Here is a 20,613-nt window from a genome sequence, read left to right on the forward strand (position 1 = left end):
AAACAAGTGTTTGCGTTTATCGACTACTTCAACTCCACCATGGCCAAGCCTTTTAAATGGACTTATAAAGGCAAGGTTCTTTGCTTTTAACTGTTGTTATATTTAAGTTTTAGTGCACTAGATGGAGATAAAAATCTCATTCGCCCTGTCCTTGTACCTGAGAGTTGTGTGTCTGAACGCATGCCGCACATGGCAGTCGCAGGGCGATTCAGACCCTTTCCCCGTGGGTGGCCCCGGGATCGATTTCTCCCGCCGGCTCTCTCCAGAGTGGCGTCCGGCACAGGTCCTTTTGCCTGAGAGATTGACGCTTGCTGCGCTTACCCCCTTCGGCGTTACTGCGGGGCAGCCGTCCGGCTTCCCCCGAAATGTCTCCCTGCACGATCATTCGCCTTATTTATTATCCAGTCTTCTCCATTGTACACGATAGCTGGGTCAGGTATAAAGCAGCTTTGGCTAATGAAACGACATCATCTTTTTTTCCATCGACTGATGATTTGGAGCAATTTGGTACATACTAGGCAGTGCACACTCATTTCAACTTATGTTAGGAGGCCTGAGCATGTTCCAAACGCCGAATCCCGAAGGCGGCGCCCCGCGCCTGCATGACAAAGTACAGCTTCACCTGCAGGACGCTTGGGCGGATGAGCTCGATCAGCGTCTTTCCCGCGGGGGCCCATGGGATGATTGGACGCTATTTAAGCTTGCAGTCGAAGCGGAAGAGGCCGGCCTCATTCATAGCTTTGATGAGCTTCAGTGCTTGACGCATCTTCCCCATCTAACTCCGATGCCCCACCAAATCGAAACCGCTCAAAAGGTGCTGACCGAAATGCGCGGGCGAGCGATTTTAGCGGATGAGGTCGGTCTCGGCAAAACGATTGAGGCCGGGCTGATTTTGAAGGAATATATGATACGCGGGCTGATTCGCAAGGTGCTTATTCTGGTTCCCGCCTCTTTGGTGCTGCAATGGGTGCGGGAGCTGAATCAAAAGTTCGGCATTTCCGCGATAGCCCATAAGAAGGAATACATGTGGCAGAGCTGCGATGTTATCGTGGCTTCCATTGATACGGCCAAGCGCGATCCTCACCGCAGCATCGTACTGAACATTGATTATGACATGGTCATTATTGACGAGGCGCATAAATTAAAAAACAAAAAAACGACCAATTACCAATTTGTGACCCAGCTTCGCAAAAAATACTGCCTGCTGCTTACAGCTACGCCCGTCCAGAACGATTTGGGCGAGCTCTACAACCTGATTACTCTGCTGAAGCCGGGACAGCTCGGGGGACATTCTCATTTTGCAGCCCAGTTCGTTGTCGATAAACGGATTGCCAAAAATGAGCGCGTGCTCCAGCAGCAGCTGTCCAAGGTGATGATCCGCAACCGGCGGAGCGACGGAGGCATACAGTTTACCCGCCGAATTGTGCGCAACGTGCCGCTCACACTGTCCGCAGAGGAGCAGCGGCTCTATGAGGGCGTAACTGATTTTGTCAAAAACCGTTATCGTGAATCGGCCCTGCTGGGCGATATGAATAGTATGCTCTCGCTCGTCACGCTGCAGCGCGAGGTATGCAGCAGCCGCGACGCCGTATTCGTCACCCTGGTGAACATGTTTAAGAAAACCCCGGCTGACTCTCCCTTGCGGGAGCAGATTTGGGGGCTGGTGGAGCTCATTAAAGGCATCCAGGCGAACACCAAAGGGGAGCAAACGATGGATCTGATTCGCGAAATCGGGGACAAGGTTATTATTTTTACAGAATATCGGGCTACACAGGAATATTTGCTGCAATATTTAAAAAAACATCAAATCACAGCCGTTCCGTACCGGGGCGGGATGAACCGTGGAAAAAAAGACTGGATGATGGATTTATTCCGCGGCCGCGCTCAAGTCATGATCGCTACGGAAGCCGGAGGCGAAGGAATTAACCTGCAGTTTTGCCACAACATCATTAATTTCGATTTGCCCTGGAATCCGATGCGTGTGGAGCAGCGGATTGGCCGTGTGCACCGGCTCGGACAAACGGAGAACGTCAATATATTCAATTTGTCTACCGTAGGTACGATTGAGGAGCACATTCTGGATTTGCTGCATGAGAAAATTAATTTGTTCGAATCCGTCATCGGCGGGCTGGATGTCATTCTGGAACGGATGGAGAAGCAAAGCTCGCTTGAAAACAGCCTCTTTAAAATGATCATTGAAGCTGATTCAAAAGAAGACGTCCGCAGGCAGCTGTCCGATTGGGGGCAGCAATTTGAACAAACACGCCGGGCGGTTACTAGCGCTTCCGGATCGGCGCCCGCCTCCATCGCAGCTAATGCCGCGCAGACTCACAAGCAAAGCCCAGCCGGAGATACAGAGAATTTGACCCACCTGTTTGACTCTTGCGGCAAACCAATTGATCACGCGGAGGTTCGGACATGAAGGATATTGAACAGATTGAGCGCTTCGTTATGGAATATTTGAATGCTACAGGGTGCCATATTGTCGAAAAAACTCCGGAGCAGGTGACTGTCAAGCTTTCCCCCGAAGCAGACAGAGAGCTGACAGGCCGTTCGTATTATTGGAATTTTGTGGAGCGTACAGGGGCCGAGCCCGAAACGATGACCTACCAGTTGATTTTCAGGCGGGAGCCGGAACCGGAGCATACCTCCCCGCCTCCGCAGACTGCGTCTCTCCCGAATTCCAAACCGTCCGCAGCTATGCTTCCCTCATCCGGCATGGCTGCACCGGGGGACTCCCTCATCAACCGATACTTCGGCGCTGCCGTCCCCGCCGCCATACAAACGGCGCGTATCCCGAAGGAAGAAATTACTTACGGCAGCCGCCGGCTGGAGCAGCTGTTTCAGGTCGTTAAGCAAAAGGGCAAATATATTCAGCTGTTTGAGCAGCCTGCCGGGGAAAACACATCTTCCCTGGCGGGCTTCATCCCTAGACGGCCCTACTGCACATGGCTGGCGGTGAATTATAAGGTTGAATTTATGTGTGATCTGAAAAGGGATGAGCTGCACTCGATGGCCATTAATCTGTGCACCGGCGAGCTGGTGGAGAATGCCCACCGTCAGCTGCTGCGCCGCACCTTAACCCCGCAGCTCCCTTCCGGTTTGCAGCTGCTGCCCAAGCGCATGAACAGCCGGGAAAGCCAAAAGCGGCTGGAGCAGCACCTGCTGGGCAAGCTTCGCCTGGCCGATTACACTTGGGCGGACAACGCCTACGATCGCTGGATTGAAGAGCTTCGCCGTATTGAGGCTTACTACGAGGAGCTAATTCTCAATCTTCAGGAAGAAGAAAAAAATGCCGCCGAGCAGCAGTATTTAAGCCGAAAGGAAGAAATTGCGTGGCAGTTCCGTCCGCGTGTGCGCGTTTCTGCCATCAACTGCGGATATTTTCATTTGCAGCAAAGCCTCTCCGCCAATGGCTGACGATCCTCGCCACATTCAGGCAACATTCAGGTAAAACCGGAGCTGGAAATTTTTTTGGCGCGCATACAGCTTCCGTCAAACTTTTTGCCGCCAATCCTTTAGACTAGGTTGTACCGGGAGCCGCTAGATTCCTAGATTTGTATAGGAAGGAGTAACCGATCGTGAAAACCGCCGCCTCCGGCTTTGCCAGCCTGATGATCATGAGCTTGATCCTGTTTTATCTTGTTCCTTCTGCCGGCTCTGCTAACCAGACTGCCCTGCCAGAAACGGGGGCACTTGAGCCGACTTCCTCTTCCGCGGCTGAGCCCACTCCTCCGCATTCGGATCAGCCCGTCACACTCGATGATCATATCCGACTCTGGGTGAAGGAGGTTGCCAGAACCAGCGGCTTTGAAGGATGGCTTGAGGCCGGCTGGACCACTTATCCGCTCGGGCCGGGCACACATGGCTGGGTGGCGATTTTTGAAAAGGATGGGCAGGAGCTGGGTTACTTCATTATCCATGCCACCGAAATCGGGGGCTTTCTCCTCGGCGAATACGGCACAGGCAGCAGCCCTCTTTTTAGCGAAGCTACGTTAAATCACAACGTCTCCTTGTATGGATTGCACGTCAATAAAGAGGTGCAGCCGCAAAAAATTTATATGGATCCGCTGCAGACCGTCTGGCAGCTTGAGGGGACCGAAGAAACCCATTATCTCGATGCGGTAACAGGCGAGCTGCTTCCTGTTTCGGAAACGGTTTCATTATGGCGGAGCAATCAGTTCCATACTGCGCTTGTGCCCGAAGCCCTGGGCCCGCTCGCTTCAAGCAGCGCTGTCATTCAAGCCAGCGGCAGTATGCCTCCTTTTGACCCGTTTGAAAATACGGATTGGATGCTGCATAAGCCCGTCGTAAGCCACGAACTACACGATATCATGCAAGCGGTTCATCATGAGGCGAATGTCACGTTCACCGCCAAGCTTTTTGAGCATACAGTATTATATGCCTTTGGGGTTTCATCTTATCAGATCTGGAGTAACAAGGCCGCATATGTAGGACTGTCTCTCGATACCGGTGGCGTCCGTTACATTCCCTTCTCCGTGCTTCAAAGGTACGGCAATTTCTTCCTTTAGGTTTCTCTCCTCCTCTTTTTATATACTTGCAGCCCCATTTTCAAATGAAAAGGGGCTGCCTTTTTTAAGTCATGATGTCATTTTTCATTTATAAGAGCGGATTTTTTGAACCGTTTTGTCAAGCCACATCCGAATCGACAGGGGGATCATGCCAAACCAGCGTACTGCCCATGGACTTCTCCGGCTTCGCACTGCCTGACGGGCTTGCCGCCAAGCTCTGCGGTTTTCTTGCGGTGTGTCCATAAAAACAACGACTTTCTCCGTAATAAAACGGATTAAATCTTGTCCTTTAGCCATATAAACACTTCTCCTTTCATTGGAAATGAGATGTTATTAGTGTGCCCGTTGCCGAAGAGGCCCATACTGCACAAATAGCGCTGCACTTGCCTTAAAATTCTAAATTGCGGAACTTTTATCTCCTGGCTTGACTCCTTATTCTTAAGCGTGTTATTATCATAAACGTAGCCGAGACAAGCAAATTGATTCCATATCAATTGCAGGTTCATCGGCAACATCGACCATGCGGTCGTGGCGGAATTGGCAGACGCGCTAGATTCAGGTTCTAGTGGTGTAACAGCCGTGGAGGTTCGAGTCCTCTCGACCGCATACGCAAATCGCAATCAAGGGTATCAGTCCATCAGGCTGGTGCCCTTGATTTTTTTCGTTCAGATCGGTATCTTTATATCATAGTACGCGCTTGGCCAAGCCGGAACCATTCAAGTCAGCAAGCTTCTCCAGTACAGTAAAATGAGAATAAACTTGTCCGTTTTCAGCCATCTTCTTTTTGTGCCGTCAACTAAACCGCTCTATATCTGGAGGTTAGCTGTGGAACATGTTCTGGCGCATTGGGTATTGCATTACGGCTACTGGGGAATTTTTGGAGCGTTGGCCTTAGGAGTCGTTGGCCTTCCGCTTCCGGATGAAGTGCTGCTGACCTTCGTCGGGTTTACTATTTATAAAGGCACCTTCAGCTTTTCTGCAGCGCTGCTCAGCACTTTTCTTGGTACCGCGGCCGGGATTACGTTGAGCTATGGAATCGGCAACAAGCTTGGTCTTCCTTTCTTGCACAAATTTGGTCCGAAGCTTCACCTTTCCGAGCAAAAAATAACACGCAGCCAGCAATTATTCACCAAGTATGGAAGCTGGCTGCTCGTTGTCGGCTACTTTGTGCCGGGCCTGCGGCATCTTACGGCATATATGGCCGGCATGCTGCGGCTCCCGCTACAGAAATTCGCGGTCTCGGCATATTCCGGCGCGCTCCTATGGAATTTTGCCTTTGTGTCTCTAGGCTATGGCCTAGGGGAAAAATGGGTTCTTGTCCGCAACGCGGTACATCATGACAGCTTATATTTTTTGGGTGCTGCTGTACTCCTGATCCTTGCATTGTACATAATGAATAAACGAAAAGGAACTGATCGCTTCATGCAATTGTCAACCCGCTCCACCTCTGTAAAAAAGGTGACTTTACTTTCCATTCTTATTCTGCTTTTATTTTTGTCCGGCTTTGCCAAATTCGTGATGGTGCTGCTGGACAAACAGCTGTTCACCTTCGATCCGGCCGTTATCAGCGCAGTGCAGGGCCAAATTAATCCACAGCTGACCTTCATTATGAAAGCCGTCACGTTTATCGGCTCAACGATGGGGATTACAATATGGACTATTCTGTCTGTCCTCTTGATGATCTGGCAGCGAAAACGTTGGGAAGCGTTATTTTTAATTGTTGCCATGGGCGGCTGCGCCGGATTCAATCAGCTTCTCAAAAATATTTTTCAGCGGGAACGGCCAACCCTGCACCGGCTTATTGAAGAGACTGGATACAGCTTTCCAAGCGGCCATTCGATGGGAGCCATCGTTTTTTTCGGAATGATCTGTATGCTGCTGGTCATGTTCCTTCGATCTCCGATAGCTAAAGCTGTTATCGTGTTCGTGTCCATCTGCTTCATTCTGGGTATCGGGATAAGCCGGGTTTATTTAGGCGTTCATTATCCGAGCGATATTATTGCCGGATACTGTGCAGGCGGAGCCTGGCTCACGATCTGCTATTTATTTCTCCGGCTTATTCTCGCCCGCCGCGGCAGAAGCTTTTAGATAGATGCTGAGCGACAGGGAAATTAAAATCTCTTAAATAAATGCTTTACAATTCCTAGGCCACGTTATATAATTAGGGAGTCGCTCAAACGAGCGGTCGTGGCGGAATTGGCAGACGCGCTAGATTCAGGTTCTAGTGGTGTAACAGCCGTGGAGGTTCGAGTCCTCTCGACCGCATAATGAAGCAAACAAAGGTTTCAGCTCTTTAGCTGAGACCTTTGTTTTTTGTAACTTTTTTTGTAATTTTTTTGTAACTTTTGTCTTAACCTTTTTGTAATTTTTGTTGAACTCCACTTTGTTGTACTTTATAGCTGCAAGTTCAGCTGACCGTTTTGGGTACTACAATGACAAAATCCAAGGGCTCCTATAAAGGAATCCCTTGGATGAGGATTTCACACGCGCCGAGAGTTGGTCTGTCTAGTTCCCTTCGAACAATTGTATCCGCCACAGCAGCTCCCCTTTTTCCAGCAAGTACAGATGACCGTCTCCATCCCCGGTAAATCCTGTGATCGTTCCTATCGCAGCAGGTACTGTCACTGCTAAATTATTCGTTTTCGTGACAGGGTCATACATGCCCTTCTGCACAGCGACCGTATCCAAATCAAGAAGAAGCCTGGACTTTCCGTCTGTCCCCAGCCTGTAAAATTTTCTGCCGGATAAGTAGACTAAGGTTCCGTTAATCTCTTTAATAGCGTCCACCTGCTCCGGTACATCCATGCTGCTCATCCGTGTACCGGTTGACAATAAGATGCTGTTCAGCTTCTTCGTACCGGTATCGAAGTAATACAAAATCCCTTTATCCTCCACAGCCGCGACTCGCTCTCCAGAGAACTCCACTGCCAGTCTTTGCAAATCCTCATTCAAGTACAGCCGATCCGGCGCAAGCCCATCCACATACAGCCACTTTTCTTTCACATCACTGTATATCATACGACCGTCAGAGGTAAACACCAGAAAATCATTGGAGGTTAGTTTGTTCTGCTCGAAATTGTACGCGCCCAGCTTCACCTTGACCTCGGGCCGCATAGTAAACTTGAAGAAATTAGTCATTTTTTCATTCAAATAATTGGCCGGCAGCCAAACTTCCTTTGTATACATGTTATATACCAGCTGCTGCGTTTGGATGAACAGAACTGAGATAAGCGACGGGGAATACCCGGGCTTATCATTTTGCTTATATACGCTAAATTCCTTATCGATCGTATAGCTGTAAATTTGACCCGTTTTGGAATCATACTGCTTCAATATATATAGCTTTTTTTTATCATAACTTTGTTCACTATTAATTGCGTATAGCACCATCACACCCCCATCAGACACAGGCGCTATATCGATAAAATCGCGGGGGTACATTATCGGAGCAATTTGCTTGGTCACGGCATCCGCCGTAAAGCCTGCCCGTAAATTGAGCTGCTTCCATTTGTTGGCTGCTTGGGAGGATGTCGTTTGCTCTGGCTTGCTGCTATCATCTTTGAAATGTACCCACCGGACAAGATTGTTTTCTTTGTCATACAAAACCATATTCCCATCTGAATCGAATGCGAATGAGCCAACAACCGCGGTCTTTTCAAATGTGGCTTGAAATTGAGTGCTCGTAATCCGCTTGTCCTCATCCATCATTCCCGGTATGTACCTTAGCTTGGATAAATCGACAAATTCAGAAAGCTCGCCTTTGGTTGTCAGCTGATAAATCCGGCCTCCCGAAGCCAAATAAAACTGTCCCTCATGTACAGCTATCGCAGTAATGGGCTCCAAATCGAGCCGCGTGATTTCCCGCTCCTCCTTCGTGCTCAGCGGAATCACACTGAGCTCTTGATTCAGGGTATCCATTACATAAACGGCATCCTGTTGAATCAGCGCCTGCACACGACGATTCGGTTCCTCTTTACTTGGAATGATAGCCAGCCGCTCCGCCTCACCCGAGCTGTTGACAAGCATGATTTGCCCGCGCCGAATATCACTTAATATCATCTGGCTTTCATTCAGCCGCAGATAAAAATTCGAATCCGGGTAATTTACCCATTCCGTATTGGGATTGGCCAGTACAAATGGAGCGGTTCCGGTAGCAGATTTAGAAGGCCGGACTTCAATTCTTTTCCCGTCTGTGCTATATCCGCCAATCCACGGCTCCTTTGTCTGCAGGTCATAGAACAAGCCGCCAATTTGGTCAATGGGGGTAATTAAATCTTTTTCTTTATAGGATATTTTATTCTCTTCTAATTTTCCGATTACAAAATACGGTTTTCCATTATGTACAGTTCTTCGCTTCTCAAGTACATAAACGCTCCCATCCTCCGCAGGAGCAATCTGAATGACTTCCGAAGTGTAACCGTCCACATTTGTATCGGACATGGCCAGTAGATTTTCAACGATAATCGGATACATTTTATTTCTTTCAGATGCTTGCTGTACAGGAGCCTCCGCCTCAGGCTGAGGCGGCTCTGTGGCTGGAGTCTGCGGTTGAGGGACTTGACCATTCCGGAACGCCTTGCCCAGCAGCACCGCCGCTTCCGCGCGGGTGACCGCCTTCTTCGGCTTGAACGTCTGGTCCTCATAACCGGACAATAGGCCCGCCTCCGCCGCCCTCGCGACATAAGGCCTCGCCGCTTCCGAAATCTCGCCTGCGTCCGCAAACGCCGCTTGTCCGCCTGCCGCCTCTGCAACGGACAGCTTCAGCATTTTCACCAAAGCCACCGCGATATCCTCCCTCAGGGCCTCCCCCTCCGGGTGAAATACCTGCTCTCCTCCGGCTGTCCCGCCTTCGAATTGCTCCTTCACGGCCTCGACGTAGGCTGCATACCAGTTGTCCATGGCTACATCCGCGTAAGTGGACGCTCCTGCAGAGGCCGCCTGTACTCCGGCCGCCTTCGCCAGCAGAACCGCGAATTCCGCCCGGTTAATCGTTTTATCCGGCTGGAACGAGCCGTCCGCATAACCGCTAATGACCTGCTCCTGCTGCAGGCGGACTACGTCAGCATACGCCCAGTGCGCTTTCGGCAGATCGCTGAACTGCCCTTCCGCCGAAGCCTGCCCTCCTACGGCTAGTAGCATCACGCAGCTCCATGCGGCCGCGGTGAGTATTTTCTTTTTCTTGCTTGCTCTTGTTGAAAAAACATTCATTCGCTTGGAACAGCCCCTCAATCATGAAAATGTTGGTTATTTTTACAAGCCCCTTGTTATTTTATTACATTCGCTTGGGAGTTTTCTACCTAAAATTGTTTTTCTCCCCTCTATGCTATAAGCAAAGTCAAATTTTCCAGCTAATAAAGGAAGCATTATTTCACGGGCTCGGATTTCCGGATTTGTCTGGCCTCCATGTAAATAACGAATGGAATGGCTGTAAGCAAACAAAGAAGCAGCAGCATGGACCGTTCAAAAAATAAGCGGAATTGTTCCTGTGTCCAGAGGCTTTCGCCTATAATCCAATACGCAATCGGGTTGGAGATACCGATGCCGTCCTGTACAGAAGGAATGAGGCTTTGGGCGTAGTTCTGGCCAAGGCATACGGAAGCGGCAGCAGTCACGCTGAACGCCAGGATGAAGCCGATAGAGTACGCAAAACGGATTCCATTTTTGTGAAGAACGCCAACAACACCAGCCACTACAACCAAGCGAATTAAACCAAATAGCATCTGTCCTCCCCTCTTCTACGATCTGACAAAGAACCATCCACTCGTTTTTCCTTATTTTACCACACAACCTTCAGTCCATACACATACACCTGCATGATACGTGCGTAACAAGTTCAGGATAAACCTTCCATCATGCAGATATGGAAAACTTTGTTTCAGCCGGCGCCTCACGTGCCATTTTACTGGAACCCCTGTGCCGCTTTCGGATTATACTACTAATAATTCTGAATTCATGGTGGTGAGCGGACAATTGGCTGACATCGAGGATATCCAGCATGATGTCCTGTTAATCGTATTCACGGTGATTTTTGTTGCGTTCGCATTAGGCTTTGGAAATGAAGTTGAGGGGGGAGAGACAGAACAAATCATAACGTAAAATCCTGATATGGGGAGAGGTGTGTGATGGCTGGTCAAAATGGCTCCAACGGCAAATCCAAGGCAAGCAAAAAAACGAAGCAGAGCTCCTCCATACTCTCCCGCCTGTCTGCTCAAGATGTGGCCGTCATCGCGGCGATTTTATCCGACAGTCTGAAGGTACAGTCCGTTCTGATTGATAATGATCAGACGATTCAGGTCGTCCTGCAGGGCTCCCTAAAACGCAAAACGGCCACTGATAAGCTCGTTGAGCAAATCAGCGACCTGTCTGTCGGAGAAGTTCTAAAGGCCATTCTGAATACAGCCAAGTAAATCAACGGCGCCGCAAATACGCCTGCCCTGATAACATGAATGCTTCATAAACGGCACGGCCAATCAAATGCCCAACGACTGTCGCCGTTCCTGCGTAGCGAAAAGGGACAAGTCCTGTTCCGGTAGTCGCTACAATGACGGCATCTGTCGTTGTACCTGTGGCGGTTTCGCCGTCTCCGGTCATAACCCCCAGCTGCTGCAATGCGGCTGCTTTGGCTTCAGTAGCAGTAATAAGCGCACCGGCCATAGCTTCATCCGACATCGTTCCCTCAATCAAAAGCATCGTATTGATTGTTCCGGGAAACAACCTCCCTGCCGGTACGCCTGATCCGGCCCGCGCCGCATTTCCGAAGCCGGCGGTTACCCAGCAGCACACGCGAATCCCGTCCAACTCCATCGACGTATAGCCTGCATCGGCAACCTGCGCCGCGGTAAGCATACCTGCGGCTTCAAGCTCCGGATAGCCGCATCGTTCCAGGAAGGCCTGCGTCTCCCGCTCTGGATCGTCCGACATATACTGGTGATGAACCTGCCGGTTAAACAGCAGCCTCCGCATCCCGAAGCCTCCCTGCCACAGACCGGTGCTTAAGCAGTACAGCGGCTTCTCGCTTCTGACCGTCAATATAAACGAGCCGCCAGCCTGCTCTACGGCCGATACAACACCTTCGATCGGCACGGCATACTGTATCACAGCCAAGGATCGGCTCTCTGTTCAGAGGCCGGCTGATACGAATAATGACGGTCCAGCTTCACGACACGGCGGTTTGGCTTGCGGATGAGTACCGATTGCTCGTCCCATGCAACGACGATGCCCCGCACATCATTCTCCGGGTTGGCATCACGGATGACCCTGAGCTTCGTTCCCTCCAGCCGGTATGTATCCAATTGCTCCTCACTAATCATGTCATTACCCTCCTGCTTCTTTAGAAAAAAACCTAACGCCCCTCAGGGCATTAGGTTTCTCAATATTCCTCGTACGATGTTCGCCTAGACTTAGGCAAGCTTATCCGACATGCTTTCTTTCGAATCATTGGTCTCGTACCAATAGTCCAGTACCTTGCTGGACATGACGCGTTTTTGAATGTACTCCACCTGTTGTGTAGAGAACAACGAATGCCATTCGATGGACAACTCATTGCACAGCTTCACAATGGTCAACAGCTCAGACCAAGCTACGTAGCGTTTGTACCAGAAAAATTGAGGATGTTCAATCATATAAGGATACAAGTCATCAAAGTCCGTATGCTTGCAGTCGAGCGCGCGTTCAAAATGCGTCTTGGCTTCCGACAATTTGTTCGTAAAAAACTCCGCGGAGTATTGTTGTTCATTCCCCATAACGTGAGACTCCTCTCTCTGAAAAACCTTATACCAATTATAATGGAAAAATCGCTTTCAGAAAAGGGATTGGCCGGACCAAAAATTTACCGTACGCATACAAGTCATAGTAGCAATCTGTCATCACCGCGGCTATTCAAACTGAATGCCGCCATCGGCAAGCGATTTAATCCGTACCAGCGATTCCACACGTACACCGGATTCCCGGATTGTGCGGGCTCCCGCCTGAAACGATTTCTCCACAGCAATACCAAGACCGACAAGCTCTGCGCCGGACCGTTCAATAATGCGCATCAAGCCGCGTGCAGCATCCCCATTAGCCATAATGTCGTCGATAAGCAGCACTCGTTCACCCGGGGATAGCATCGATTTCGAAACGAGAATATCGGTTACGATCCCTTTCGTGAAGGATGGAACTCGCTCACAGTAAGCATCGCTATCGGTCGTTAGCGTTTTCTTGCGGCGCGCGAATACCATCGGAACCCCCAAATCCAGCGCTGTTGCAAAAGCAAGCGAAATGCCCGATGATTCCATAGTCAGCACCTTAGTCACGCCTAACTCCCGGAATCTGGCGGCGAATTCGCGGCCAAGCTCCATAACAAGCAGCGGGTCCACCTGGTGATTCAAAAGGGCATCAAGCCGGATGACCTGATCAGATACGACTGTTGCTTGCTCCAAAATTCGTTGTTTAAATAACTCCATAGGCCAACCTCCATCAATTCCACCTTTCAGTAACCTTATCATAACATTTCGGTTTCTTTCAAGCCACTGGGCACTATCCCAAAAAAAATTTAAAAATTGTGCAACTTTTTCTTTACAAATTATGTCTATCATAGTAAATGTGATTGAACTTTTTCCGCCGGACGAGTATGATTATACCTATTGTATTTTTCCTCTAGAAAGGAAGATTTCCCTTGAAACGTTCCCGCATATACTGGACCGCAGCATTGCTGCTGACTGTTATCGCAGTTCCCTTCACCGGTTGCCGGAATACGCCTGCAAATGACGCACATGGCCTGACTGCCGTTTCTGGCACCCCACAGCCTATCCAAGGGGAGACGAGCAGTCCTGCACCGACCAGTGTGCCGGAGGTCGCGATTGCATCGAGGGACTATGTCCCCGCTGCAGCACCTGTCAACAGCACGGCTCCGGATAACCCGGCAGCCCCTGCTACAGCAGCCGACGTGTTCGCTCAGAAACAGGTCGCCTCGACCGCCGCGGCCTCCTCGGCAGTCGAGTACAAAACGGCGCAGGACAAATTTAATGAAAATGAACCGTCCCTGCTCGGCTTGAAAATGAAAGCTACCAAAGCCGATGTGTCTTCCTTGTACGGGGAGCCGGTAAAGCAGTTTGTCATGGAGGATGAGCAGGACCCCATTACCGTATATGATTACAAAAGCTTCTCGGTCGGCTTCAGCCAGAAAGGAGAGCTGCAATTTATCGATATCAGTACGGATACGGTTAACCCTGGACTTAACGGGCTTCGTGTAGGAATGAAGTCCAAGGATGCCATCCAGGCTTTGGGCAATCCCAACAGCAATACAAGCTTCGTGTTAACCTATAAATCCAAGGGGGCCGTGCTGAAGCTTGACATCGATCCCAAAGAAGACAGCATTCGTTCCATCAAATTATTTAAATCCAACTAACCCTATGTAGCCCGCTGCCCCTGACCAGGTCAGCGGGCTTTTTATTGAAGCCATACCTATGTAGCATGTCCATATCCGTCTCCTCTCCTTATGCCCCGCAGTCATTGAGCCGCCCGCCGTCTCCCCCTTTTTTATCCGTACAATTGTCCGACTTGTCCTGATGATGAAGCCTGGAATGCAGCGCATTTAGCGCAGCAACGCCGATCTCGCCACCGCATACCAGGAAATGCTTTACTCAGGCAAAAAAAGCCTCGCAGCCGAAGCAGGCCGAAGGCTTGGTTTTCATTTGCTGCAGATTAAGCGTTAGTTTTGCGGCGGTAGCGCATCACCAAAAAAATAATAACGGCAACCAGAATCGCCACAATAGCCAATATCCCGCCCATATACTTATGAAGCAGATAAAAAATATGGTGGATGTTTTCCCGGATGAAGTAGCCGAGCGTAATGAATGTGGTTACCCAAATCAATGCGCCGGAGCCTGCATACACAAGATACCGCCAAAACTTAATACCGGTCACACCGGATAAATAGCATGTAAAGTGCCGGATGCCCGGGATGAAGTACCCGAAGCTTACCGTCCACACGCCATATTTTTGAAACCAGGCTTCGGCCTTCTCTAGTCGGGGAGGCGTCAAGCGGAACCATTTTCCGTATTTATACATAAACGGCTTGCCCAGCTTGCGGCCAAGAGCATAACTGACGATCATCCCGGTCATGCTGCCTGCAAAGCAGACAACAATGGAAATCGGATACGAAAGCGTGCCGTGTGACGCCAGCATGCCTACTGTAGCCATCAGGGTTTCATCAGGAATCGGCAGTCCTGCAATTCCTACTGCCAGAAGCCCAAATAAGGCAAAATAGCCGTATTGTCCAATCAAATCAATCAAATGATCCACTTCACACACTCCACATCTGCAAGTTTCCTGCACCATTTTAAATCAAAACCATCCGGCGATCCCAAGTTCATGTACTGCCCCGCTCCCAAATGACATAAGTTGTACAAACCGGATAAAACGGCCCCCGCTTGTCATTGTGGAAAAGCCATGGTTTTGTATGGCCAAGCAGGTCAAAAAGCTGATTAAAGGTGGTACGAATTCCATGCAAAAACCGATACAAATCGTCCAAGTGGCCTTCACGTATGTCGGCACCGTCGTCGGCGCAGGATTCGCAACCGGACAAGAAATTTTGCAATTTTTCACACGGTACGGGGCTCCTGCCGTCATCACCATTGCTATCGCCAGCGCCTTGTTTGTTTGGCTTGGCACCAAGATGATGATCCTCGGTCAGGAAATCGGCGCCAAATCATATGAAGATTTAAACCGCCATTTGTTCGGCAAACAGCTTGGCGGATGGTTCAGCCTTTTTACGCTGTTTATTCTGTTTGGCATCACAACCGTTATGCTAGCTGGAGCAGGCTCCGTATTCCAGGAGCACTTTCATTTTTCCTACCAGGCAGGGCTTTTGATTACACTCGTCCTGTCCTTTATCGTGTTATCCAAGGGCCTTCATGCCATCATGACCGTAAATGTGATCGTGGTGCCGCTGATGCTCATTTTCAGCGCGTTAATTTTCTGGATTACCATCGATTCCCCCCATGCAGCCAATTGGGTGCTGAGGACCAGCGATGAGCCTGCGGGCCGCATCTGGCTGTCTCCGATCCTTTATGCAGCCTTCAATCTGGCTACCGCTCAGGCAGTGCTCGTCCCGCTTGGAGCCGCAATCCGTGATAAGGCCGTTCTGAGGATGGGCGGACTGCTCGGCGGCATCATGATTGGCCTGATGCTTTTAGCCGCTCATTTCGCTTTGTCCTCTCAGATGCCCGGCATAACCCAATTTGAAATTCCGATGAGCCATTTGCTGCAAAAATGGGGCTTTGTTGTCCAGCTTCTTTTTATTCTTGTAATTTTTGGCGAAATCTTTACAACTTATTTGGCTGACGTATATGGGCTAACCCTTCAGCTTCATAACCGTACCGGCTGGAATCGGCAGCTGATTACATGTATTCTGCTCCTGCTCAGCTACGCTATTAGTCAAATCGGCTTCAGCACGCTGCTGTCGACGCTCTATCCGTTATTCGGCCTAGTGAGTGTCATCTGGCTGGCGATGATGATTTGGCGTAGATCCGCGCCCGGACTGCGATAAACTCAGGGTCAGCGCCAAGCGGACTATCATAAACACCATACCGACGAACGAAAAGGTCAACCCGATTAGAGTATACACAATATGAAATTCGGGGTAATTCGCCTGATCCCGCAGCATTACCAGCGTATCGACAGCAAGCAGCAGCATGCTGAGGAGAAACAGGCCAAGCACCATATAATCCAATACGTTCCAGCGCGTCAAAAAGTTTCGAGACGATGCTTTCCAATCATCTCCACGCTGTGCAAATAACCGCCAGCCAACAAAAGCGGCCAGTCCGGTTATCGTCAGCCCTATGACCGCAGTCATAATAGCCAATACAAATTTCATAAGACCCTCCACATTAACCAATAAATCAAAAGCCATATCGCCCCGAAGCCAAATAAGGGCAAGCTAAAAAAGAGCCCCCGCAGCAGTTCTGCCGGGGGCAGCTTCGCTTCGCGCAGCAGTGCTGCCTCCAGCCGGGAGCCTGGGCTTCGGCCGCGGCCGTTAGCCTCTGCGGCAGTACCGGAGACGGCCGAAGCTTCCGGCACCCGGATGATGCCTTTTTTCCAGCCGACACGATATGTAATCTCACGCCGTCCCTTCGGCTGCTGTGTATCCATCGCGGGTCACCTCGTACGTCCATTTTCCTATTTAATAGTATGCGATCAAGGGAACAAAAATCAACGAAAGAATTGACGAACTTTGACGACTTGCCTATAGTGGAGAGAATACAATGAAATCATCATGAAAAGTCAAAAGGAGCGCTCGTCCATGTGGCTTGCTTTCGCTATGCTCGCCGCCGTTAGCTTTGGTTTTCGCGGCATTTTGTACCAATGGTCCTCTCAAAAACCGATGGAACGAAATTTGATGCTGTTTGGCGTCTATTTGACCGGTACAATCGTTTCACTTGCAGGCACGTTTGTCACCGGGCAGCACTGGTCAAGCGGGACGCTTATCGGCGTGTTTATGGGACTATTCTCCTTTGCCTCCAATGCCGCCATGGTCAAAGGCTTTGCGGTCGGCAAAGCGTCCCTGGTCGCTGTATTCACCGCGCTGCCGCCGGTTGTTGTGGCTTCAGCAGCCTTTGTCATCTGGGGAGAAAGGTTAAATGTATGGCAAACCATGTCCTTGCTTATTATTGTGAGCGGCATGGTCATGATTCGATACTCCAGCGACCTGTCTTTGCGAAATTTACAGGGGCTGCAGTGGGCTGTTATCACCCTGCTGGGCTTCGCCATCACCGATTTGTCCAGCAAACAAGCCGCGCTTTGGGAAACAGATAAGTTCCCGACACTATTTCTGATGTATTTAACGGGAACCGTGCTTTTCTACGGCACATGGCGCCGCTTTAAACGAAGAGAAGCCCCCGTGCAGTCTGAAGCTGCACTTCCGGACCGGGCATGGTCCAAGCGCAAAACCGTCGGCTGGGGCATGTTTGTCGGGCTGACCAACATTTGCGGCATGTTTCTCCTGCTCGTGGCGCTAAAAGACGGTATGGCGGGGCTGGTATCCGCCATCTCTGCTATGAACGTACTGCTCATCCTGTTATATGTGCGCTACTTCTTGAAGGAGAAATTCCGTCCGCTCGAAGCGGCCGGGATGTGGCTGGCCATCGGGGGCATTATTCTGCTCCGCCTGCTTGGCTAATCTTCTTCTCTGGACATCGGTTCGAAGCGGCCTGTCAATAATAACAGCCTGCAAGCTTTCCGGGACACTCCCGTTCATACTTTGTAAGCCGCGTGTTTGCAACCAGGAGTATGTGTGTATATCATGTGGTAACAACAGGCCTCCATTTGGGGTACATATGAATTAGTAAAAGAGCCCATCTCTGTCAAGTGGATTCCTGATCGGGAACAGAATATAATGGAAAAATAGGATTGTAAGAAAGCAGCGAGGTGTAATGAATGTCAATAACGATTAAAACAGCGGAACAAATCGAAAAAATGCGTGCGGCGGGGCGTATTCTCGCCAGCTGCCACAAAGAAGTAGCAAAGCTCGTCAAGCCCGGCGTCACCACCCTTGAAATCAATACGTTTGTGGACGAGTACATCCGCAGCCATGGCGCAACCCCGGAGCAGGTCGGCTACCGCGGATATCCTTACGCAACCTGCGCTTCTGTGAATGATGTCATTTGTCACGGGTTTCCGAACGAAAGAGCGCTGGTCGACGGGGATATTGTGACGATCGATATGGTCGTGAATTTGAACGGATGGCTGGCGGATTCAGCATGGTCGTATGCCGTTGGCAACGTGTCCGATGAAGCGCGCAAGCTGCTGGATGTAACGAAGGAATCGCTTTATCTCGGCATTGAAAAAGCAGTTCCCGGCAACCGGATCGGAGATATCTCCAATACGATTCAAAAGTTCGCGGAAGGCCATGGCTACTCGGTCGTACGCCAATTTCTCGGGCACGGCATCGGCCAGCTGATGCATGAGGACCCGATGGTGCCCCATTTCGGCCCTGCAGGCAAAGGCGCCCGTATTAAAGAAGGCATGGTTTTCACTATCGAGCCAATGCTTAATGTCGGCGTCTACGAGGTGTTCATCGATCCCGATGGCTGGACAGCCCGCACCGCGGACGGCAAGCTCTCCGCTCAATACGAGCACACGATTGCCATTACGAAGGACGGTCCGATTATTTTGACGGATCAAGGATAACCGGACGCCTGATTTTATTAGGCCGTTCCGATTCAGACCCTTGAAGCATTCTCTACAAGCAGCGCCGTCAGGCGCTGTTTTTTTGATGGAGCAGGCTCAACTGAAGCAAGAAGCGCAGCACCCCAAATAAAGGCAGCACCTGCGATCATTCCAAAATGTACAGCCATAAGCCTAACAAGCCAAACGGGACAAGGCATAAAAGAGAAGCAGCAGCAAAACCGTGTTCTTTTTTCGGTCGTGCATCATAAGAGCCCTCCTTGTTGTCGTTGTGATGAATGTGCAAGCCGGGGCATACGTTGCCTGCACTTCTAAGACGAATGGCTCCAAGCAATCGTTGCCCCCGGTCATCAACCGAAATAGAAATCCTGGCCTAAAACAAAGGATTTGATTCCAGCATTGTCGAATGTTGTAAAAAGACTTAAAAATACATGTAAACAGTAGGAGCTGACACCTTGTATCCATTCCATAGTCCCCCCGGTAAACGCGCTACCGGCTCGCGGCCCGCTCAGCGGCGCCTCACTTCCCCTTCCCGATCCGGCGTTTCGCCAGCGGCTAGCCTTATACAGCTGCAGCAAACCTTGGGCAACCGGGTCGTCTCCCAGCTTCTCAAGCAGCAGAAAACGCTAGTTCAGGCCAAAACAGACCATTCCAGTCCAGTGGCCCAGCGTGTTATCGATTGGACCACGATTGGCGACCGCGATCCTGAGGAATTCTCGGCTTCGATCTCCCAGACCACCGGAGGCGAGGACTACATGGTCGGATTCGGTGAGGATGAGCTGACCGGCGGGACCCGATGGCGAACCCAGGTAACCTGGGGCCCTCAGGTTACGCCCAAAATTTCCAAGTCGCCGGGTCAAATTCCAAAGCCGGAAGGAACCAGAATGGTTGCCTTCCCGCTCGGACCGGATCATCCCCAAGGCTCGGAGCCGGTGGATAATACGCGAACCAACAGTCAAATCATGACTCAAAACACGGGGGTCCAATGGATTGCAGGCCACCTTCTGAACGATAATTTGGGAGGACCCGGGGACGATTCCAGAAACATTGCGGCTATTCCGAGCAAGCCTACGAACGGCCTTCACTCCTCACAGGTGGAGGAGAAGGTGAAGGAGCAGGTCAACGATTTAGGACGCTGGGTCTATTATGAGGTGGATGCCAGCGATCGGGATACGAATAACATCGCCAAAACGATTAAAACCAAATGGTACCTGCTGGACAAGGATATGAACCGTACCGGGCCCGAGCACATTCACTCCATTCCCGTTCCACAGGACGGCACCACGCATTACACCATCGACGATACCGGAGCCACAGATGTCGGGACAGGCGTTCAGGAAGCCTTTTCATTTATCGGCATGAGCCATCCTTACCGCGTGCCCTTTCTCAGCGATAAGACGAATGTAAAGGGAAAGGAACCAACTGGGTATCCATACAATCCTTTTCAGATCCCGCAAACCATGGAGGAGGAAATCGAGCCCGCTTTTCTTCAAGGGCATGTGGAGGACGAATTTTATACCGATTCACAGCAAGCCTTCATTAAGGAAGAGGAAGCGCTCGAATATCAGGATAGCAAGCGTAAGGGAAGGGTCCTCACATTAAATCCGAACAAAATAAAAAAGTACAAGGGCTCTCACAATTTCAAGGAGGTCAAAGCAGAAGCCAAAAAAAGGCGGGTTAAAAAGATCCTTGATGAAGTAAAAAAAGGAAATCCAGGTAAAACTTATGATATGTTAATGAAAAAGAGAATTTTGGAGGCATTAAACAATGGACCGGATGACCACACGGCTAGAGCTTACCTGGAGGATTTAAAACAAATTGAAGTCCGGCGCGGTATTACCATTACGGTCCCTGCTGCATATCAGGCCATATATGCTGCGCTTTAACGAAGCGCGGATGCAATCCGCTAATCGGG

The 20,613-nt window shown here is 50.3% G+C and carries 20 protein-coding genes, 2 tRNA genes and 1 riboswitch; of the genes, 12 read left to right on the forward strand and 10 right to left on the reverse strand.

Features of this window, described 5'->3' with window-relative positions; genetic code table 11:
* Nucleotides 1–271 precede the first annotated feature (271 nt).
* A riboswitch (glycine riboswitch) is annotated at nucleotides 272–385 on the reverse strand.
* Between the two features lie 174 nt (nucleotides 386–559).
* The 3 genes from WBG83_RS20435 to WBG83_RS20445 all read left to right on the forward strand — a co-directional run bounded on the left by WBG83_RS20435 (nucleotide 560) and on the right by WBG83_RS20445 (nucleotide 4,532).
* Nucleotides 560–2,422, forward strand: a complete 1,863-nt coding sequence (locus WBG83_RS20435; protein WP_336747216.1) for a DEAD/DEAH box helicase — start codon at nucleotides 560–562, stop codon at nucleotides 2,420–2,422.
* On the forward strand, nucleotides 2,419–3,420 hold the full coding sequence (locus WBG83_RS20440; RefSeq protein WP_336747217.1) for a YqhG family protein: 1,002 nt from the start codon (nucleotides 2,419–2,421) through the stop codon (nucleotides 3,418–3,420). The genes WBG83_RS20435 and WBG83_RS20440 overlap by 4 nt, the downstream gene beginning before the upstream one ends.
* Nucleotides 3,421–3,581: 161 nt before the next feature.
* Nucleotides 3,582–4,532, forward strand: a complete 951-nt coding sequence (locus WBG83_RS20445) for a hypothetical protein (protein ID WP_336747218.1) — start codon at nucleotides 3,582–3,584, stop codon at nucleotides 4,530–4,532.
* A gap of 84 nt (nucleotides 4,533–4,616) precedes the next feature.
* On the opposite strand, the gene WBG83_RS20450 is transcribed toward WBG83_RS20445, so the two are convergent.
* Nucleotides 4,617–4,829: a YqzE family protein gene (locus tag WBG83_RS20450; RefSeq protein ID WP_336747219.1), complete on the reverse strand. Its 213-nt coding sequence runs from the start codon at nucleotides 4,827–4,829 to the stop codon at nucleotides 4,617–4,619.
* Nucleotides 4,830–5,054: 225 nt separating this feature from the next.
* Between WBG83_RS20450 and WBG83_RS20455 the strand changes: the two genes are divergently transcribed.
* The 3 genes from WBG83_RS20455 (at nucleotide 5,055) to WBG83_RS20465 (ending at nucleotide 6,797) form a co-directional block, all read left to right on the forward strand.
* Nucleotides 5,055–5,138 (forward strand) — tRNA-Leu (locus tag WBG83_RS20455).
* Between the two features lie 219 nt (nucleotides 5,139–5,357).
* Nucleotides 5,358–6,620, forward strand: coding sequence for a bifunctional DedA family/phosphatase PAP2 family protein (locus tag WBG83_RS20460; RefSeq protein ID WP_336747220.1), 1,263 nt, complete (start codon nucleotides 5,358–5,360; stop codon nucleotides 6,618–6,620).
* Between the two features lie 93 nt (nucleotides 6,621–6,713).
* A tRNA-Leu gene (locus WBG83_RS20465) sits at nucleotides 6,714–6,797 on the forward strand.
* A gap of 240 nt (nucleotides 6,798–7,037) precedes the next feature.
* Here the strand turns inward: WBG83_RS20465 and WBG83_RS20470 are convergent.
* Both WBG83_RS20470 and WBG83_RS20475 read right to left on the reverse strand, forming a co-directional pair.
* Entirely contained in the window at nucleotides 7,038–9,671 is a 2,634-nt protein-coding gene (locus WBG83_RS20470; protein WP_336747221.1) for an S-layer homology domain-containing protein, read from the reverse strand.
* Nucleotides 9,672–9,895: 224 nt separating this feature from the next.
* Nucleotides 9,896–10,252 carry a hypothetical protein gene (locus WBG83_RS20475; RefSeq protein WP_336747222.1) on the reverse strand — a complete coding sequence of 119 codons (357 nt, stop codon included), beginning with the start codon at nucleotides 10,250–10,252 and terminating at the stop codon, nucleotides 9,896–9,898.
* A gap of 402 nt (nucleotides 10,253–10,654) precedes the next feature.
* Here WBG83_RS20475 and WBG83_RS20480 point away from each other — a divergent pair, with 402 nt between their 5' ends.
* Nucleotides 10,655–10,939, forward strand: coding sequence for a hypothetical protein (locus tag WBG83_RS20480; RefSeq protein WP_336747223.1), 285 nt, complete (start codon nucleotides 10,655–10,657; stop codon nucleotides 10,937–10,939).
* Between the two features lies 1 nt (nucleotide 10,940).
* On the opposite strand, the gene WBG83_RS20485 is transcribed toward WBG83_RS20480, so the two are convergent.
* The 4 genes from WBG83_RS20485 to WBG83_RS20500 form a co-directional block, all read right to left on the reverse strand.
* Entirely contained in the window at nucleotides 10,941–11,630 is a 690-nt protein-coding gene (locus WBG83_RS20485) for an adenosylcobinamide amidohydrolase (RefSeq protein WP_336747241.1), read from the reverse strand.
* On the reverse strand, nucleotides 11,627–11,842 hold the full coding sequence (locus WBG83_RS20490; protein ID WP_336747224.1) for a hypothetical protein: 216 nt from the start codon (nucleotides 11,840–11,842) through the stop codon (nucleotides 11,627–11,629). Before WBG83_RS20490 ends, WBG83_RS20485 begins: the two co-directional genes overlap by 4 nt.
* A gap of 90 nt (nucleotides 11,843–11,932) precedes the next feature.
* The gene (locus WBG83_RS20495) at nucleotides 11,933–12,274 is read right to left on the reverse strand and encodes a hypothetical protein (protein WP_336747225.1); all 342 of its coding nucleotides are present in this window, start codon (nucleotides 12,272–12,274) and stop codon (nucleotides 11,933–11,935) included.
* Nucleotides 12,275–12,406: 132 nt separating this feature from the next.
* Entirely contained in the window at nucleotides 12,407–12,976 is a 570-nt protein-coding gene (locus WBG83_RS20500) for a xanthine phosphoribosyltransferase (RefSeq protein WP_336747226.1), read from the reverse strand.
* 212 nt (nucleotides 12,977–13,188) lie between these two features.
* Here WBG83_RS20500 and WBG83_RS20505 point away from each other — a divergent pair, with 212 nt between their 5' ends.
* Nucleotides 13,189–13,920 carry a hypothetical protein gene (locus tag WBG83_RS20505; RefSeq protein WP_336747228.1) on the forward strand — a complete coding sequence of 244 codons (732 nt, stop codon included), beginning with the start codon at nucleotides 13,189–13,191 and terminating at the stop codon, nucleotides 13,918–13,920.
* Nucleotides 13,921–14,216: 296 nt separating this feature from the next.
* Here WBG83_RS20505 and WBG83_RS20510 read toward each other — a convergent pair whose 3' ends face one another.
* Nucleotides 14,217–14,816, reverse strand: coding sequence for a DedA family protein (locus WBG83_RS20510; protein ID WP_336747229.1), 600 nt, complete (start codon nucleotides 14,814–14,816; stop codon nucleotides 14,217–14,219).
* A 202-nt stretch (nucleotides 14,817–15,018) separates the two neighbouring features.
* Here WBG83_RS20510 and WBG83_RS20515 point away from each other — a divergent pair, with 202 nt between their 5' ends.
* On the forward strand, nucleotides 15,019–16,062 hold the full coding sequence (locus WBG83_RS20515) for a YkvI family membrane protein (RefSeq protein ID WP_336747230.1): 1,044 nt from the start codon (nucleotides 15,019–15,021) through the stop codon (nucleotides 16,060–16,062).
* On the opposite strand, the gene WBG83_RS20520 is transcribed toward WBG83_RS20515, so the two are convergent.
* Both WBG83_RS20520 and WBG83_RS20525 read right to left on the reverse strand, forming a co-directional pair.
* Nucleotides 16,000–16,389 carry a DUF1418 family protein gene (locus WBG83_RS20520; RefSeq protein WP_336747231.1) on the reverse strand — a complete coding sequence of 130 codons (390 nt, stop codon included), beginning with the start codon at nucleotides 16,387–16,389 and terminating at the stop codon, nucleotides 16,000–16,002. The two genes, WBG83_RS20515 and WBG83_RS20520, sit on opposite strands and share 63 nt — an antisense overlap.
* On the reverse strand, nucleotides 16,386–16,664 hold the full coding sequence (locus WBG83_RS20525) for a hypothetical protein (protein WP_336747232.1): 279 nt from the start codon (nucleotides 16,662–16,664) through the stop codon (nucleotides 16,386–16,388). The genes WBG83_RS20520 and WBG83_RS20525 overlap by 4 nt, the downstream gene beginning before the upstream one ends.
* Before the next feature lie 151 nt (nucleotides 16,665–16,815).
* Between WBG83_RS20525 and WBG83_RS20530 the strand changes: the two genes are divergently transcribed.
* From WBG83_RS20530 to WBG83_RS20540, 3 genes are all read left to right on the forward strand, one after another.
* Nucleotides 16,816–17,691, forward strand: coding sequence for an EamA family transporter (locus WBG83_RS20530; RefSeq protein WP_336747233.1), 876 nt, complete (start codon nucleotides 16,816–16,818; stop codon nucleotides 17,689–17,691).
* Between the two features lie 257 nt (nucleotides 17,692–17,948).
* A complete protein-coding gene (map, locus tag WBG83_RS20535) occupies nucleotides 17,949–18,701 on the forward strand; it encodes a type I methionyl aminopeptidase (protein ID WP_336747234.1) in 753 nt (250 codons plus the stop codon).
* 452 nt (nucleotides 18,702–19,153) lie between these two features.
* Complete coding sequence (locus WBG83_RS20540; protein ID WP_336747235.1) at nucleotides 19,154–20,584, forward strand: hypothetical protein; 1,431 nt, start codon at nucleotides 19,154–19,156, stop codon at nucleotides 20,582–20,584.
* Nucleotides 20,585–20,613 lie beyond the last annotated feature (29 nt).

The organism is Paenibacillus sp. y28, assembly GCF_037137075.1.
Taxonomy (GTDB): Bacteria; Bacillota; Bacilli; order Paenibacillales; family NBRC-103111; genus JBBBNV01.

Bases quoted from the DNA above. Each gene is read 5' to 3' on its own strand.
- WBG83_RS20435 (WP_336747216.1), top strand. From the start codon at position 560: ATGTTCCAAACGCCGAATCCCGAAGGCGGCGCCCCGCGCCTGCATGAC.
- WBG83_RS20440 (WP_336747217.1), top strand. From the start codon at position 2,419: ATGAAGGATATTGAACAGATTGAGCGCTTCGTTATGGAATATTTGAAT.
- WBG83_RS20450 (WP_336747219.1), bottom strand. From the start codon at position 4,829: ATGGCTAAAGGACAAGATTTAATCCGTTTTATTACGGAGAAAGTCGTT.
- WBG83_RS20470 (WP_336747221.1), bottom strand. From the start codon at position 9,671: ATGCTACTAGCCGTAGGAGGGCAGGCTTCGGCGGAAGGGCAGTTCAGC.
- WBG83_RS20475 (WP_336747222.1), bottom strand. From the start codon at position 10,252: ATGCTATTTGGTTTAATTCGCTTGGTTGTAGTGGCTGGTGTTGTTGGC.
- WBG83_RS20480 (WP_336747223.1), top strand. From the start codon at position 10,655: ATGGCTGGTCAAAATGGCTCCAACGGCAAATCCAAGGCAAGCAAAAAA.
- WBG83_RS20490 (WP_336747224.1), bottom strand. From the start codon at position 11,842: ATGATTAGTGAGGAGCAATTGGATACATACCGGCTGGAGGGAACGAAG.
- WBG83_RS20495 (WP_336747225.1), bottom strand. From the start codon at position 12,274: ATGGGGAATGAACAACAATACTCCGCGGAGTTTTTTACGAACAAATTG.
- WBG83_RS20500 (WP_336747226.1), bottom strand. From the start codon at position 12,976: ATGGAGTTATTTAAACAACGAATTTTGGAGCAAGCAACAGTCGTATCT.
- WBG83_RS20515 (WP_336747230.1), top strand. From the start codon at position 15,019: ATGCAAAAACCGATACAAATCGTCCAAGTGGCCTTCACGTATGTCGGC.
- WBG83_RS20520 (WP_336747231.1), bottom strand. From the start codon at position 16,389: ATGAAATTTGTATTGGCTATTATGACTGCGGTCATAGGGCTGACGATA.
- WBG83_RS20525 (WP_336747232.1), bottom strand. From the start codon at position 16,664: ATGGATACACAGCAGCCGAAGGGACGGCGTGAGATTACATATCGTGTC.
- WBG83_RS20530 (WP_336747233.1), top strand. From the start codon at position 16,816: ATGTGGCTTGCTTTCGCTATGCTCGCCGCCGTTAGCTTTGGTTTTCGC.
- map (WP_336747234.1), top strand. From the start codon at position 17,949: ATGTCAATAACGATTAAAACAGCGGAACAAATCGAAAAAATGCGTGCG.